At 71.7% G+C, this 15,591-nt stretch carries 15 protein-coding genes; 7 read left to right on the top strand and 8 right to left on the bottom strand.

The features are described 5' to 3' along the window. The first annotated feature begins 154 nt into the window (after positions 1-154). The 6 genes from AQI94_RS37805 to AQI94_RS37780 all read left to right on the top strand — a co-directional run bounded on the left by AQI94_RS37805 (position 155) and on the right by AQI94_RS37780 (position 4,929). On the top strand, positions 155-1,198 hold the full coding sequence (locus tag AQI94_RS37805) for an energy-coupling factor ABC transporter permease (RefSeq protein ID WP_031049022.1): 1,044 nt from the start codon (positions 155-157) through the stop codon (positions 1,196-1,198). Between the two features lies 1 nt (position 1,199). After that, on the top strand, positions 1,200-1,961 hold the full coding sequence (cbiQ, locus tag AQI94_RS37800; RefSeq protein ID WP_031049021.1) for a cobalt ECF transporter T component CbiQ: 762 nt from the start codon (positions 1,200-1,202) through the stop codon (positions 1,959-1,961). Next, positions 1,949-2,722, top strand: coding sequence for an energy-coupling factor ABC transporter ATP-binding protein (locus tag AQI94_RS37795; protein ID WP_031049020.1), 774 nt, complete (start codon positions 1,949-1,951; stop codon positions 2,720-2,722). The genes cbiQ and AQI94_RS37795 overlap by 13 nt, the downstream gene beginning before the upstream one ends. Further along, complete coding sequence (locus AQI94_RS37790; protein WP_062230188.1) at positions 2,719-3,180, top strand: MarR family winged helix-turn-helix transcriptional regulator; 462 nt, start codon at positions 2,719-2,721, stop codon at positions 3,178-3,180. Before AQI94_RS37795 ends, AQI94_RS37790 begins: the two co-directional genes overlap by 4 nt. 107 nt (positions 3,181-3,287) lie before the next feature. Next, entirely contained in the window at positions 3,288-3,734 is a 447-nt protein-coding gene (locus AQI94_RS37785) for an organic hydroperoxide resistance protein (protein WP_031054199.1), read from the top strand. A 34-nt stretch (positions 3,735-3,768) separates the two neighbouring features. After that, entirely contained in the window at positions 3,769-4,929 is a 1,161-nt protein-coding gene (locus tag AQI94_RS37780) for a serine hydrolase domain-containing protein (protein WP_062230186.1), read from the top strand. 3 nt (positions 4,930-4,932) lie between these two features. Here AQI94_RS37780 and AQI94_RS37775 read toward each other — a convergent pair whose 3' ends face one another. From AQI94_RS37775 to AQI94_RS37750, 6 genes are all read right to left on the bottom strand, one after another. After that, positions 4,933-5,208, bottom strand: a complete 276-nt coding sequence (locus tag AQI94_RS37775; protein ID WP_031043882.1) for a DUF1876 domain-containing protein — start codon at positions 5,206-5,208, stop codon at positions 4,933-4,935. Positions 5,209-5,271: 63 nt separating this feature from the next. Then, positions 5,272-8,007, bottom strand: a complete 2,736-nt coding sequence (locus AQI94_RS37770) for a bifunctional YncE family protein/alkaline phosphatase family protein (protein ID WP_031043880.1) — start codon at positions 8,005-8,007, stop codon at positions 5,272-5,274. A gap of 4 nt (positions 8,008-8,011) precedes the next feature. After that, positions 8,012-9,367 carry an ABC transporter permease gene (locus tag AQI94_RS37765; RefSeq protein WP_031043878.1) on the bottom strand — a complete coding sequence of 452 codons (1,356 nt, stop codon included), beginning with the start codon at positions 9,365-9,367 and terminating at the stop codon, positions 8,012-8,014. After that, a complete protein-coding gene (locus AQI94_RS37760; protein ID WP_031043876.1) occupies positions 9,364-10,305 on the bottom strand; it encodes an ABC transporter ATP-binding protein in 942 nt (313 codons plus the stop codon). Before AQI94_RS37760 ends, AQI94_RS37765 begins: the two co-directional genes overlap by 4 nt. A gap of 175 nt (positions 10,306-10,480) precedes the next feature. Next, on the bottom strand, positions 10,481-11,326 hold the full coding sequence (locus tag AQI94_RS37755; RefSeq protein ID WP_031043873.1) for a DMT family transporter: 846 nt from the start codon (positions 11,324-11,326) through the stop codon (positions 10,481-10,483). Continuing rightward, entirely contained in the window at positions 11,323-11,832 is a 510-nt protein-coding gene (locus AQI94_RS37750; RefSeq protein WP_031043871.1) for a YbaK/EbsC family protein, read from the bottom strand. Before AQI94_RS37750 ends, AQI94_RS37755 begins: the two co-directional genes overlap by 4 nt. A gap of 121 nt (positions 11,833-11,953) precedes the next feature. Here AQI94_RS37750 and AQI94_RS37745 point away from each other — a divergent pair, with 121 nt between their 5' ends. Further along, complete coding sequence (locus AQI94_RS37745) at positions 11,954-12,583, top strand: GNAT family N-acetyltransferase (RefSeq protein WP_031043868.1); 630 nt, start codon at positions 11,954-11,956, stop codon at positions 12,581-12,583. 42 nt (positions 12,584-12,625) lie between these two features. Here the strand turns inward: AQI94_RS37745 and AQI94_RS37740 are convergent, their stop codons facing one another. Both AQI94_RS37740 and AQI94_RS37735 read right to left on the bottom strand, forming a co-directional pair. Then, positions 12,626-14,845 (bottom strand): MMPL family transporter, encoded by a 2,220-nt coding sequence (locus AQI94_RS37740; protein WP_031043865.1) that lies wholly within the window; start codon positions 14,843-14,845, stop codon positions 12,626-12,628. A gap of 121 nt (positions 14,846-14,966) precedes the next feature. Then, complete coding sequence (locus tag AQI94_RS37735) at positions 14,967-15,572, bottom strand: TetR/AcrR family transcriptional regulator (RefSeq protein ID WP_031043863.1); 606 nt, start codon at positions 15,570-15,572, stop codon at positions 14,967-14,969. Positions 15,573-15,591 lie beyond the last annotated feature (19 nt).

Below are 15,591 nucleotides of genomic sequence, written 5' to 3'. Positions count from 1 at the left end.
CACGCTGCGTGACCTGTGCGGAAGCTGTGCATCCATTCCCTCCCCAGCGTCGCACATTTCCCGTGTTCCGCCCCCGGGACCGAAAGCCTGCGATGTGCTGTTCGTGTTCCGACTCTCTTGCAAAGGGTTCGCAACAAGCCACTATCATCGAACGGTGCATGTGCCTGACGGATTCATAGACGCCCCCATCTCGGCGGCCACCGGCCTGGTCGCCGCGACCGCCGTCGCGGTGAGCCTGCGCGGTGCCCGCCGTGAACTGGACGAACGCACCGCCCCCTTGGCCGGTCTGGTCGCGGCGTTCATCTTCGCCGTGCAGATGCTGAACTTCCCCGTCGCCGCGGGGACCAGCGGACATCTGCTGGGCGGAGCGCTGGCCGCGATCCTCGTGGGCCCCTACACCGGTGTCCTCTGTGTCTCGGTGGTCCTGCTCATGCAGGGCATCCTCTTCGCGGACGGCGGGCTGACCGCGCTCGGCGTGAACATCACCGACATGGCCGTCGTCACGACGGTCGTGGCGTACGCCGTCTTCCGCGGGCTGGTGAAGGTGCTTCCGCGCCGACGCGGCTCGATCACCGCGGCCTCCTTCGTGGCCGCCGTGCTCTCCGTGCCCGCCGCGGCCGTCGCCTTCACCCTGATCTACGCGGTCGGCGGCACCACCGACGTCTCCATCGGCAAGGTCGCCACCGCGATGATCGGCGTCCACGTCCTCATCGGCATCGGCGAGGCGGCCATCACCGCGCTGACCGTCGGTGCCGTCGTCGCCGTACGCCCCGACCTGGTGTACGGGGCACGGGGCCTTCAGCGGAAGCTCAAGCTGCGGGTCGACGGCGAGCTGGTCGACGTGCCGGACACCGCGCCGGTCGCCGCCGCCCGCTCCCACCGCAAGGTCTGGATCACGGGCCTGGTGGCCTCCCTGGTCCTCGCCGGCTTCGTCAGCTTCTACGCCTCCGCCAGCCCCGACGGCCTGGAGAAGGTCGCCGCCGACAAGGGCATCGACGCGAAGACCGAGAAGCACGCCACGTCGGACTCCCCGCTCGCCGACTACGGCGTGAAGGACGTCGAGAACGCCCGCCTGTCCGGGGGGCTGGCGGGCGTGATCGGCGTCGGCGTGACCGTGGTCGCGGGCACCGGCGTCTTCTGGACGGTCCGCAGGCGTCGTACCGCCGACGTCTCGCCCGCCGGCACGAGCGGCGTCTGACATGGGCGCCGGACACGCGCACCGGCTCTACCGGCACGGGCACTCGGCGGTGCACGCCCTGCCCCCGCACACCAAACTCGCGGCGGCCTTCGGTTTCGTGGTGGTCGTCGTCTCGACCCCGCGCGAGGCGATGTGGGCGTTCGGGGTGTACGCCGTCCTCCTGGGCGTCGTCGCGTACGCCGCGCGCGTGCCCGCCGGCTTCCTGCTGAAGCGGCTGCTGATCGAGGTGCCGTTCGTGGCGTTCGCGGTGCTCATGCCGTTCGTCGCGGAGGGCGAGCGGGTCGAGGTGCTCGGGCTGTCCCTGAGCGTGAGCGGTCTGTGGGGCGCCTGGAACGTGCTCGCCAAGGGGACGCTGGGAGTCGCCGCGTCGGTGCTGCTGGCCTCCACCACCGAACTGCGCTCGGTGCTGCTCGGACTGCAGCGGCTCAGGCTCCCCCCGCTTCTCGTCCAGATCGCGTCCTTCATGATCCGTTACGGCGATGTCATCACCGACGAGATGCGGCGGATGCGGATCGCGCGGGAGTCGCGCGGGTTCGAGGCGAGCGGGGTCAGGCACTGGGGCGTCCTCGCGAAGTCGGCCGGCGCGCTGTTCATCCGCTCCTACGAACGCGGCGAGCGGGTGCACCTGGCCATGGTCAGCCGCGGTTACGCCGGTTCGATGCCGGTCATCGACGAGGTGACCGCGTCCCGGGCGCAGTGGTCGTACGCCCTCGCGCTCCCCGTCGCCGCCCTTGTCGTCTGCGTGTTGGGATGGGCTCTGTGAGCGACCTTGTGAACACCGCGTCCCTGGAGGTCTCCGGCCTCGCCTTCGCCTACCCCGACGGGCACCAGGCCCTGTTCGGCGTGGACTTCTCGATCGCGCGCGGCGAGCGGGTCGCGCTGCTCGGCCCGAACGGCGCCGGCAAGACGACCCTGGTGCTGCACCTCAACGGCATCCTGAGCGGCGGGGTCGGCACGGTGAAGGTCGCCGGGCTGCCCGTGGGCAAGGAGCACATGGCGGAGGTCCGGCGCCGGGTCGGCATCGTCTTCCAGGACCCCGACGACCAGCTCTTCATGCCGACCGTGCGCGAGGACGTGGCGTTCGGACCGGCGGCGGCCGGGCTCAGGGGGCCGGAGCTGGAGGAACGCGTGGACCGGGCGCTCGGCCGGGTCGGCATGGCGGAGTTCAAGGACCGGCCCCCGCACCACCTCTCCTTCGGGCAGCGGCGCCGGGTGGCGGTGGCGACCGTGCTCGCCATGGAGCCGGAGATCCTCGTCCTCGACGAGCCCTCCTCCAACCTCGACCCCGCCTCCCGCCGCGAACTGGCCGACATCCTGCGCTCGTTGGACGTGACGGTCCTGATGGTCACGCACGACCTGCCGTACGCGCTGGAGCTGTGCCCGCGCGCGCTGATCCTGAGCGAGGGCACGATCGCCGCGGACGGCAGGACCGCCGAACTCCTCGCCGACGACGAGCTGATGCGCGCCCACCGGCTGGAGCTGCCCTTCGGATTCGATCCGCGGTCCGTGACAATGGGCGCGTGACGAACGAAGAGGACGCCGGATCACTGCTCCTTGACGACCAGTTGTGCTTCGCGCTGTACGCCGCCCAGCGCGCGGTGACCGCCGCGTACCGGCCGCTCCTCGACGAGCTCGGGCTCACCTACCCGCAGTACCTCGTCCTGCTGGTGCTGTGGGAGCGCGGTGAGACGACGGTGAAGGAGCTGGCCGGCGCCCTGCGCCTCGACTACGGCACGGTCTCGCCGTTGCTCAAGCGGCTGGAGGGCGCCGGGCTGGTGCGCCGGGAGCGCGCGGCGGCCGACGAACGCTCGGTACTCGTCGCGGGCACGGCACGCGCGGAGGAACTCAGGGAGCGCGCGGCCTGCCTCCCGGGCGCGCTCCTCGCGGCGACAGAGCTCGACGGCACGGAGGCCGCGCGGTTGCGCGAGGAGCTGTGGCGGCTCGCGCAACGGGCGGACGCGGCAGCCGAGCGACCTCACTGACCTCCTGTTACCCGAAGTCACTACCCCCTGGTAACCCGCCACCGACCTACCGGCCGGTACCTTGTGCACGATGTACTTGTGCACACCTCTCCGGGGGGAGATCCGCCATGTCTGAGGAAACCGCCGTCGACACCCGGCCGACGAAGATCATGTATGTCGCCGAGGCCACCGCCCACGGCGGCCGGGACGGCTTTGTCACCAGCCTGGACGGCCAGATCGAGCTGAAGGTCGCGATGCCTCCGGCCCTCGGCGGGGACGGCAACGGCACCAACCCGGAGCAGCTGTTCGCCGCCGGCTACAGCTCGTGCTTCCACAACGCGCTCATCCTCGTCGGCAACCGCGAGGGCTACGACCTGACCGGCTCCACGGTCGCCGCGAAGGTCGGCATCGGCCCCAACAAGCACCGCGGCTACGGCCTCGCGGTCGCCCTGAGCGTCTCCCTGCCGGTCCTCGACGCGGGCCTCGCGGAGAAGCTGGTGGCCGCGGCCCACGAGGTCTGCCCGTACTCCAACGCGACCCGCGGGAACATCGACGTGACGATTCTGCTTGGCTGAGACAGGCACCAGGCGGCAGCAGGAGGAGTACGGCGTGGACGTGAACGGCACAGTCGCCGAGGGCTTCGAGCCGGTCAGGGACGTGTTCGCGCGGAACTTCGAGGCGCTCGGGGACCGGGGCGCGGCGGTCGCCGTGTACCGGGACGGGCGCAAGGTGGTCGACCTGTGGGCCGGCACCCGGGACATCGACGGCACCGAGCCGTGGCGGCACGGCACCGCGCAGGTGGTGCGCTCGGCGACCAAGGGCGTCGCCGCCGCCGTACCCCTGCTGCTGCACCAGCGCGGGGAACTGGACCTGGACGCCCCGGTGGCCGAGTACTGGCCGGAGTTCAAGGCGCGCGGCAAGGAGCACGTGCTGGTCCGGCACGTGCTCAACCACCGGGCCGGGCTGCCGGTGATCGACCGGCCGCTCACCCCCGAACAGGCCCTGGACCCGCTGAAGGGCCCCGAGGCGGTCGCCGCCCAGGCACCCGTCTGGGAGCCCGGCACGGACCACGGCTACCACGCGCTGACGTACGGCTGGATGCTGGACGAGCTGGTGCGGAGGGTGAGCGGGCTCGGCGCCGGCGAGTGGATCGCGCGGGAGATCGCCGGGCCGCTGGGCGCCGAGTTCTGGCTCGGACTGCCGGCGCGGGAGGAGGAGGCCGGCCGGACGGGACGGGTCGGCCGGGTCGAGGGGCCGGAGCCCGCCGGCGGCCTGCGCGCCCGCCCCAAGCGGTCCGTCACCGAGGCCTACGAGGATCCCGGCTCCCTCACCCGCCGCGCCTTCGCCGCGATCACCCCCTTCCCCGACCAGAACGCCCCGGCGTACCGGGCCAGTGCCCTGCCCGCGACCAACGGCATCGCCACGGCCGACGGCCTGGCGCGCGTCTACGCGGCGATGGTCGGCGAGGTGGACGGGGTGCGGCTCTTCGACCCGGCCACGGTCGAGCTCGCCCGTGCCGAGGAGTCGGCGGGCCCGGACCGGGTGCTGGTCGTGAACACCCGGTTCGGCCTGGGCTACATGCTGCACGGCAGCGCCTCGCCGTTCCTCGGCGCGGGCTCCTTCGGACACCCCGGCCGCGGCGGCTCCCTCGGCTTCGCCGACCCGGGGACGGGCATCGCCTTCGGCTATGTCACCAACGGCTTCCGCAAGACGGTCACCGCGGACCCCCGGGCGCAGGCGCTGGTCAGGGCCGTGCGGGCGGCCCTGTGACCGCTACACGTTGATCGAGTGGGACCTGCGCCCGGACGCCTCGTCGATCTCGTCGTGCGCCTTGGTCAGCAGCTGCATCGCGAGTTCGTTCAGCGCCCGGGCGCCGGCGACCTCCTCTCCCACCCTCGGCTGATTGCTGTCGGTGTGGTGGCGGGTGGCATGCCCGTGCGTGCGCACCTCGGTGCCGTCCGGCAGCCGTACCATCGCCGCCGCCCGCGTGTGCTGGTCGTCCTCCTGGAACTCCAGCTCGATGTGCCATCCCACAGCGGTGTGCGTCATGACGATCACCTCCGAAGCGTGTGCTTCCAGGGTGCTCCTCGGCGGGCGGCGGCGCACGGGTGCTCAGCCGTCGGACTCCGCCGAGGGAAGGTGGGCGCCGGGTACGGCGTTCGGCGCGTACACCTTCTTGTCACCAGGGTACGGCGTGGTCCAGGCGTGCGTCTGGTACCAGGTGTAGCGGTTCATCTGCTCGGCGTTGGCGTAGTCCGGCACCGCGTGCGCGCCGGTCAGGCGCTGGTGCGAGGCCCAGGTCTTCCACTCGGCGGCGAGATCCCGCTTCGCCGCCGGTACCGCCGCGGTGGTCGGCGCGGGAGCCGCGGCGGCGTCCTGGGCGGCCGGGGTGTCCGCGCCGCAGGAGGGCGTGGGGCTCACGCCGAGGGTGAGCGAGGTGCGGTTGGGGACCGCGGTGAACGGGGTGGTGTCCGGCTTGCCGGTGAACGCCCCGTACATGGGCGTGGCCGCGCTGTCCTTCTGGTTCATCGGGTGGATCCCGAGGATCTGCTCGACCGTGCGGATCATCGTGATCTGCGTGTAGTAGTGGCTGTCGACGCTGCCGTGCCGGGCGTAGGGGCTGATGATCTGGACCGGGGCCCGGTGGCCGTCGACGTGGTCGAGACCGTTCTGGGAGTCGTCCTCGACGACGAAGATCGCGGAGTCCTTCCAGTACTTGCTGTGGGAGATCTCGTCGACCATCCGGCCGACCGCGAGGTCGTTGTCGGCGACCTCGGCGGAGGCGTTGGCGGGGCCGCCGGTGTGGTCGTTGGAGAACCAGAACATGTTCAGGTTCGCGGGGCCGTTCTTCTCGAAGTCCTGCTGCCAGATCTGTTCCTTGTAGATGTCCGGGACGTCGAGGTCGAACATCGGGAAGCCCTGCACCGACACGTCGTTCAGCGAGGGGATCGCCGAACCCGTCCGGATGGGGTACTGGGTCTGCGCGCCGGTCGCGGCCATGGTCTTCGAGTCGCAGTACAGGTTCTGCCAGGTGGCGCCGGCCGGCTTGGACTCGGTGGACTGGAACTCGCCGAAGTCCTTGACCGACTTGCCGGCCGCCTGCGCGCCGGTCCAGATGAAACCGGACTTCTGGTGGCCCAGCACGTCGTTCTCGGTGTCGTAACTGCGCGTGTACTCACCGGCGGAGGACTCGGTGTACTCCGGGTTGTCCGACTGCATCAGCCAGTTGTGGCCCTCTGCGGAGTTGGTGCCGACGTCGTAGAAGTTGTCGTAGAGGCCGAACTGCTGGGCCAGGGCGTGCTGGTTGGGCGTGACGTTCGCGCCGAAGGTCGTCAGGGCCGGGTCGCCGTCACCCTGCGGGAGGTCGCCGTAGACCTGGTCGTAGGTGCGGTTCTCCTTGACCAGCAGGAAGACGTGCTTGATCGTCGAGGGGTCGCCGAGGCGGGCGGGGACCGGGACGGCCTTGGCGTGGCTCGTGCCCTTGGCCGCGGTGACCGAGCCGGGTGTCCAGCCGTTCTGCTGGAAGACCTTGGCCGTCTGGGACCGGATCACGAGGTCGCTCGGCAGCGTGAACTGCGTGAGGCTGGACGTGGTGTCGTGGGTGCCGTGGCCGGAGGCGGTGGTGGGGCGGCGGGCGTCTATGCCACGGGTGTTGCTGACGACGACCTTCTTGCCGACCGTGGTGATCTCGGCGGGGAAGTAGTCGGTGGGGAGCAGGCCCACGTAACTGGCGGGCTCCTGCGCCGACTTGTACCGGTAGACGGCGACCGCGTTGGCGCGGCCCAGCGTCACCAGCAGCCGGCCGTCGTCGGTGAGGGTGACCGCGTCGGGCTCGTAGCCGACCTTCGCCTCGGGCCAGGGCTGGGTGGCGATGGTCTGGACGACCTTGCCCTTGCGGGTGTCGATGACCGAGACGCTGTTGTCGGCCGTGTCGGTGACGAACACCGCGCCCTTCTTCGCGTACACCGCGGTCGGGTGCAGACCCACCTCGATGGTCCGGACGGCGTTGTCCGCGCGGGTGTCGATGACGCTGACCGTGCCGGTGGTCGCGGCCCCGGTCTCGGGGTCGGCGGGCACCTGGGTGCCGTACGAGTTCATGGTGGTCTCGCCGGCCCTCGCCGGACGGCCGCCCTCGTTGCTGACGTACAACGTGCCGTCGACCAGGGCGATTCCGCGCGGGGCCGTGCCGACGGCCCAGCTCTGCTCGATGGTTCCGGTCGCCGCGTCGAGGGCGACGACCCGGTTCTGGCCGTTGACCGCGGCGTACACGGTGGAGCCGTCGGCCGAGAACACCGCGCCGGCCACGAGGGCGTGCTGGGTGCCGACGGCCGGGATGGGGACGGCCGTCGGAGTGGACAGGGTGCCGTCGGCGTTCACGGTGAACTTCGTGTAGCCGTCCGCCTGGCCCAGCCACAGCTGCTTGCCGTCGGGCGAGTAGGCGGGGCCCTCCTGGCCGACCGCGGCGCTGCTGATGCGCAGGTCGTCCGCCGCGTTGGCGCCGATCTTCTGCTTCACCTGCCCGGTCGCGAGGTCCATGATCACCAGCGCCGCGTCGCCGTCGGCGACCGCTGCCGCGAGGTGGGTGCCGTCCGGGCTGACCGTCGACGACATGATCTTGCCGTCGTTGACGACGGTCCGGCTGCCGTACGGCTTGAGGTACTGGTCGCTGGAGATGACCTCGCCCTTGGCGGTGTCCTGCGCGACCTGCTGGGTGCCGAACTGGTAGGTCGAGGCGACCGCGGTGCCGGTGACGCCGAGGGCCACGGCGATGCCGGCCGTCACCAGCGTGGTCCGGCGGCTGAGGCGTCTGACCTGCCGGCGGCTCCGGCGCTGCCGAGTTACCTGCATGGGACTATCCCTTCGAGGTGGTGTCCAGCAGCTCGACGTCGCCGTCGAACTGCCACAGCGGGTTGGGCGCGTCCCCGGTGGAGGTCCGCACCAGGAAGTAGCCGTTCACTTCCTTCGGCCCGTCGCCGTCGGCGACGAACCGCCCGTCCGATCCGACGTCCAGCTGATAGACAGCCGTCCCCGCCACCGGTACGCCGGGCAGGTGCCAGGTCACGACACACCGCCAGTCGTTGCCCGCCCCCTGCTGAGCGGCCTGGCCGTCGCTCTTGGTGCACGCCGCCGAGGCTTTGAGCTGCGCCTCGGTGACGGCGGGGCGGTGGAGTTGTTCGGTCTGCAGGCGGTAGAGATGGGCGAAGGCCGTGGCGACGGAGCGCTGGACCTTGGCCTGGGTGATGCCCGTCGAGTCGGTCCCGAAGGCGATCGCGGTGACGGTGAGAGCGGTCAGCCCGACCAGGGGCAGCACGCCCACGGTGAACGCGCGGCGCCCGGCACCGTCGTAGGCGAGGTCGGTGAAGTCCCGCCGCAGGAACAGCAGACGGGCCAGTGCGGTCGCGAGCACGGCCCACGCCAGACTGACCGCGACGCCGATCAGGAGCGGGGCGAGCTGGGCCGGAGCGGTGAACAGGCCGTTCCAGGAGAGGAAGGCGTAGCCGGGCAGGGCCAGTCGGACGGCGACGGGCAGCGGCAGCAGCTGGGCGACCTGCATGCCGAGCGCGACGAGCGGCGGCAGCAGCAGCCCTGTCGGGGAGCGGCCGAGGGCTACCGACCCGAGCAGGCCGATCGCGGCGAGGGCCAGGGTCGGGGCGAGGGCGGCGACCCAGGCGAGCAGGACCCTCCCCGCGGCGTCGGAGGGGGCCAGCAGGTGACCGTCAAGACCGACGAGCGGCTGGTTGCCGACGGAGGCCAGCCCGCCCACGGCGCTGGAGCAGGCCAGCCCGGCCACGAGCACCAGGATGACGGTGAGGCCGGCCAGCACCTTCGCCGCGAAGATCCGCCGCGGTGAGCGGACCGCCACCAGCAGATGCCGCCAGGTGCCCAGCCGGTCCTCGGCGGCGAACATGTCACCGGCGACCACCGAGGTCAGCAGCGGAAGGGCCCAGGTGCCCGCGAAACCGAGCATCACCAGCGGTCCGGCCCAGCCGGTGGCGTGCATCCAGCGGCCGAAGAGGGTGTCGGAGGGCAGCGTGCTCTGTTCGCTCACCCCGGCGACGAACAGCCCCGGCGCGATCCAGCAGGCCAGGACGAGGAGACGGATGCGCCACTGGGAGACCAGTTTGACGAGCTCGAAGCGGTAGCTGCGCGCAACGGGGGCCGCCCCGGAGCGGGCCGGGGCGGCGGCCGCGGTGACGGTGGTGGTCATCGCTGTGTCTCCCGGTCCTCGGTCAGGGCCAGGAACGCGGCCTCCAGCGGCGAGACCACGGGCGCCAGTTCGCGCACCGCGACGCCCGAGGTCACGAGCCGCGTCACCAGGTCGTCGAGGGCCGGGACCTGCGCGCGCACGACGAGCGGTCCGCCGTCCCGCGGTGTGCCGGTGTCGTCGACGATCCGGACGCCGTCCGTGCCCCCGGCCAGCCGCCGTGCGGCCTGCGGGTCGGACGTCCGTACCCGGTAGTCGAGTTCACGGCTCTCGGCGGCCAGTTTGCCGAGCGGGCCCGAGAACACGACCCGTCCCGTGGCCAGGATGGTGACCTCGGAACACAGCGCCTCCAGGTCGTCCATGCGGTGGCTGGAGACCACGACACCCGTGCCGTCCGCGGCGAGCCGGTTCAGGACACCGTGCACCTGCCGCTTGCCGGCCGGGTCGAGCCCGTTGGACGGTTCGTCGAGCACGAGCAGCCGCGGCCGGGTCAGCAGGGCGGCGGCGAGTCCGAGCCGCTGGCGCATGCCGAGGGAGAAGCCGCGGACCTTGTCGTCGGCGACGTCGGTGAGGCCGACCTCGCCGAGCACGTCGTCGACGCCTGCCGTACGCGCGTCCCGGCCCCGGAGTCCGGCCAGCGCGGCGAGGTTCTGCCGGGCGGTGAGCGAGGGGTAGAGACCGGGCCCGTCCACGAACCCGGCGACCCCGTCGGGAGCGGCGAACGTCCGCCCGGCCTCGGCCCCCAGGATCTCCAGACGCCCGGCGTCGGCGGCGGCGAGGCCCAGCAGCAGTCCGAGCAGGGTCGTCTTGCCGGCGCCGTTCGGCCCGACCAGGCCGTGGATCTGCCCCCGCGTCACCTCGAGATCGACACCGTCGAGCGCCACGACGTCACCGAAGCACTTGGTGATCCCGCGGGCCCGGACTGCGTGGAGTGTGTCCATGGTCCCCTTCTTCCGAAGTACGCAGGGACCCTAGGGACGGCACACACCCCCGCCACGGACGGCGGGCTGAACGCTCATGGAACGGACCGTCAAGACATGGGCAAGGAGGCAAACAAAGAGCCGACGTTGAGCGGGACTTGGGCAGCGCTTGGGGGCGAACCCCCGGTCCGGGTGGCTAACCGGCGTGCAGCATCAGCCCGATACCCACCACGAGCAGCCCCGCCGCCGCGATCCTCGGCGCCCCGAACCGCTCCTTGAAGAACACGGCGCCGATGGCCGCGCCGACGATGATCGAGGACTCGCGCAGGGCCGCGACCGGGGCGAGCTCCGCCCTGGTCTGGGCCCACAGGACGAGCCCGTAGGCGGCCACGGAGAGGGCGGCGCCGAGGAGACCGACCCGGGCGAACGGCCGCAGGACGGGAACGAGCCGGCCGCGCCACCGGTGCAGGGCGTACGCCGGGATCACGATGCCCTGCACCGCCATCAGCCAGGCGATGTACCCGAGCGAGGAGCCGGAGGCGCGCACGCCGAGCCCGTCGACGACGGTGTACGCGGCGATGGTCAGCCCGGTCGCCAACGCCGCGCCGATCGCCGGCCAGTCGGGCCGCCGGCCGCGCAGCCCCCACAGGGCGACACCGGTGAGTCCCGCGCAGGACAGGGCGATTCCGGCGGCCGCCCACCCGTCCGGGACCTCGTGCGCGAACAGGGCCGCCAGCACGGTCACGACCAGGGGCGCGGTGCCGCGCGCGATCGGATAGGCCTGCCCGAAGTCCCCGAGCCGGAAGGACGTCATCAGCAGCGCGTAGTAGGCGATGTGGATGCAGGCCGAGCCGAGCAGATACGGCCACGCGCCCGCCACCGGCATCGCGGTGAACGGGATCATCGCGAGCCCGATGAGCATCCCGCCGCCCGAGATCAGCGTGAACCCGACGAGCTTGTCGGTGATCCGGTGCGCGATGGCGTTCCAGCTGGCGTGCGTGACGGCGGCGAGCAGCACGGCCGCCGTGACGACAGGCGTCACGGGGTGCGCTCGCGGACGTCCACGACAGTGGCACCGGCGTGGGCCACCAGGTCCCCGGGCGCGATGGGGAACACGGCGTGCGGATGGCCGGCGGCGGCCCAGACGAGGTCATGGCCGAGCAGCGAACGATCGGCCAGCACCCGGGTCTTCGTACGGTGGCCGAAGGGCGGCACGCCCCCGATGGCGTACCCGGTCGTCTCCCGTACGACCTCGGCCTTGGCCCGGGTGACCTTGTCGGCGCCGAGCTCGCGCCGGACGCGTTCGAGGTCGACGCGGGACGCCCCGTCCATGAGCACCAGCACCGGCACCCCGTCCGCCGCGAAGACCAGCGACTTGCAGATCTGGCTGAGCTCGCACCCGACGGCGGCGGCGGCCTCGGCGGCGGTGCGGGTGGCGTCCGGGAAGCGGCGGACCCGCGCGGTGAGTTCGTCGAGACCGAGCGCGCGCAGGGCCTCGGCGAAACGGGGGTGGGCGGCCTCGGAGCCGTCGGTGTCGGTGGTCGTCATGCAGGGCACGCTAGTGGTGGGTGTACGGGGCATGCGACCGGGTTGGGGACGGTCGCAGCACGCGGGCGCTGTTTCGAGGATCCGAAGGTCCCCGCCCCCGTCCGTCGTGCAAGATGCTGCGATGACCCCGTCTCCCGCCGTACGCCCTTACCACCCCCACGACCGCGACGCGCTGGAGGACATCTGCGTCCGCACCGCGCACGCGGGCCGGGACAGCCGGCCGCACTACAAGGACCCCGGTGTCTTCCCGGCGGCCTTCGCGGCGCCGTACGTGCATCTCGAACCGGAGCTGGCCTTCGTGCTGGACGACGGCGCGGGGCAGGCCGTGGGGTACGTCCTGGGTACCGCCGACACGCCCCGGTTCGTGGCGGACTACCGCGCGAAGTGGCTGCCCCTGGTGGCCGACCGCTACCCGGAGCCCCACCACCCGCCGCGCACCCCCGACGAGGAGATCGTCGCGCTCCTGCACCGCCCGGAGCGGATGCTCGTGCCCGAAGTCGCCGCCTACCCCGCCCACTTGCACATCGACCTGCTCCCGGACCGGCAGGGACGCGGGTACGGGCGGGCACTCATGGAGACCTTCCTGCGCGCGCTGCACGAGCGGGGCGTGGCCGCCGTACACCTGTCGATGGTGAGCGCCAACACGCCGGCGCGTGCCTTCTACGACCGTCTCGGCTTCCACGAGATCGCCGTGCCGGATCCCGGGCCGGTCACCTATCTCGGGCGGTCCACGGCAGCAGAAGGCCGGTGAGGGTGTTCCCCTCACCGGCCGACTCCCGTCACGCCGTGTGCGTCAGACGCGTACCAGCTCCCGGTCCTCGTCCGGATCCGCGTCCTTCTGGTCCTGCGTGCGCAGTCCCTCGCCCTCGACGTCGACGTTGGGCAGTGCGCGGTCCAGCCACTTCGGCAGCCACCAGGCGCGGCGGCCGAGCAGGGCGAGGACCGCGGGGACGATCGCCATGCGGACGATGAACGCGTCGAAGAAGACGGCGACCGCGAGTCCGAAGCCGATCATCTTGATCATCGACTCGCCGGAGCTGATGAAGCCTCCGAAGACGGACATCATGATGACGGCGGCGGCGACCACGACCCGGGCGCTGTGCTTGAACCCGGTCACGATGGCCTGGCTCGGGGACTCGCCGTGGACGTACGCCTCGCGCATGCGGGTCACGAGGAAGACCTCGTAGTCCATCGCGAGCCCGAAGACCACGCCGACCATGAAGATCGGCATCATCGACATGATCGGGCCGGTCTCCGCCACGCCGAGCAGCCCGCCCAGCCAGCCCCACTGGAAGACCGCGACGACGGCACCGAGCGCGGCGAGCACCGACAGCAGGAAGCCGAGGGCCGCCTTCAGCGGGACCAGGATCGAGCGGAAGACCACGATCAGCAGGAGGAAGGCGAGGCCGACCACCAGGGCCAGGTACGGGATGAGGGCGTCCGAGAGCTTCTGCGAGAAGTCGACGTTCATCGCGGTGGTGCCGGTGACCAGGACGTCCGCGCCGGTGTCGGACCTGACCTCGGCGCTCTGGCCGCGGATGGCGTGCACCAGGTCCTCGGTCTGGGCCGAGGACGGCTTGGAGCCGGGGACGACCGTGATGGTCGCGGTGTCGCCCGCCTTGTTGAAGGCCGGCGGGGTGACCGTGACGACGTCCTTGAGGCCCTTGATCCCGTCGGTCACCGTTCCGGCCGCGGCCTTCGGGTCGTCACTGTTCTTGGCGTCGACCACGATCATCAGGGGGCCGTTGAAGCCGGGCCCGAAGCCCTCCGAGAGGAGGTCGTAGGCGCGGCGCTGGGTCGTGGACGTCGGCTGCGAACCGTCGTCGGGCAGGCCCAGTTGCAGCTGGCTGACCGGTAGCGCGACGGCGCCGAGCCCGAGCACGCCGAGCAGCAGCACGGCGGCCGGACGGCGGATGACGAAACTCGCCCAGCGGGTGCCGAGGTTGGGCTTCGGCTTCCGGGACGGGGCCGCCTTCTCGGCGGACTTCCCGCGCTTCTCGCCCGTCGGGCGGATCTTGCGGCCCGCGTAGCCGAGCAGCGCCGGGATCATGGTCAGCGCGATGAGGACGGCGATCACGACCGTGCCCGCCGCGGCGAGGCCCATCTTGGTCAGCATCGGCACGCCCACGACCGAGAGTCCGGCGAGCGCGATCACGACGGTGAGGCCCGCGAAGACCACCGCGGAACCGGCGGTGCCGGTCGCCCGTCCCACCGCCTCCTCGCGGTCGCGGCCCTCGGCCAGTTCGGCGCGGTAGCGGGAGACGATGAACAGCGCGTAGTCGATGCCGACCGCGAGACCGATCATCCCCGCGAGGGTGGAGGTGGTGTCGCCGAGGTCGAGCGCCTTGGCGAGGACGGCGATGGTGGAGACGCCGATCCCGACGCCGATGATCGCGGTGAGCAGCGGCAGTCCCGCGGCGACCAGCGAGCCCAGGGTCATGACCAGGACGATCGCGGCGATGGCGAGACCGACGGCCTCACCGATCGCTCCCGCCTCCGGCTCGGCCTGGAGCACGTCGCCGCCGATGTCGACGGTCAGCCCGGTGTCCCGGGCGTCGTCGGCGGCCTTCTCCAGGGCGTCGCCGGTCGCGTCCTTGAGTTCCATGCCGGGGGCGTCGTAGCGGACCGAGGTGTAGGCGACCGTGCCGTCCTTGCTCACCGCGTGGGTCGTGAACGGGTCGGTGACGGAGACGACCTCGGAGCCGTCGCCGAGTTGCTTGACGGTCTTGGCGACGGTGGCCCGGTTGGCGGCGTCCGTCATCTTCTCGCCCGCGGGCGCCTTGAAGACCATGCGCCCGGTCGCGCCGTCGGCGCTGGCCCCCGGGAAACGCTGTTCCAGCAGGTCGAAGGCCTTCTGCGCCTCCGTGCCCGGGATGGAGAAGGAGCTCGTTCCGGCGGCGGGCGCGCTCACCGCGCCGATGCCGGCGATCGTCAGCAGCGCCACCCATATGAGGGCGACGAAGTGCCGTCGCCGGAAGGCGAGGCGGCCGAGGTCGTAGAGGAAAGTGGCCACGAAGGCGTACTCCCGGTCAGGTCGTGGGGCCAGGGCGACACGGCCCCAGGGCAGGGATGATCAGCCCGACGACGTGAGCGGTTACGTCAGGTGGAGGGCTTGCTGGGGAGAGGACTGGGGGTCAGTCGCTCGCAACGCCGAGGGCGGGGAGGACCACGGCGTCGATGTACGAAAGGAGGAACTCCTGGGTCGGCGGCAGCTCGTCGATCATCGAGCGGGCCGCGAACCCGCCGATCATCATGTGGATCATGAACTCGATCGCCGGGTTGTCGGGACGTACCTCGCCCCGGTCGATCGCCCGCTGCACCAGTCGGCGGAACTCCGCCATCTCGGGTTCGATGAGGTGCGAGCGGAACGCCGTCAGGAGATCCGGGTTGCCGTGGATCGCCATGGCCAGACCCCGCATGAGCGCGGAGTTCTGCTCCATGGTGCAGTCGTCCGAGCGCAGGGTGAGGGCGTGCAGGTCGCCCTTGAGCGACCCGGTGTCGATCTCGTCGAGACCGATACCGCCCGGCTTGGTGTGCCGCACCGCCTTGGCGACCAGCTCGGCCTTGCCGCCCCACTGGCGGTACAGCGTGGCCTTGCTGGAACGGGTGCGGGCGGCGACCGCGTCCATGGTCAGGGCGTCGTAGCCGACCTCCCTGAGCAGTTCGAGCACGGCCTCGTACAGCTCGGCCTCCCGCTCGGGGGTGATGCGGCTGCGACGCGCGGTCGAGACCTCGGTCATGTCACTCACCCTTTCCGCT

It is taken from the genome of Streptomyces pseudovenezuelae (assembly GCF_001513955.1).
Classification (GTDB): domain Bacteria; phylum Actinomycetota; class Actinomycetes; order Streptomycetales; family Streptomycetaceae; genus Streptomyces; species Streptomyces pseudovenezuelae.
Note: the sequence above shows the minus strand (reverse complement) of the source record. Positions and strands in the feature narration are given on the sequence as shown.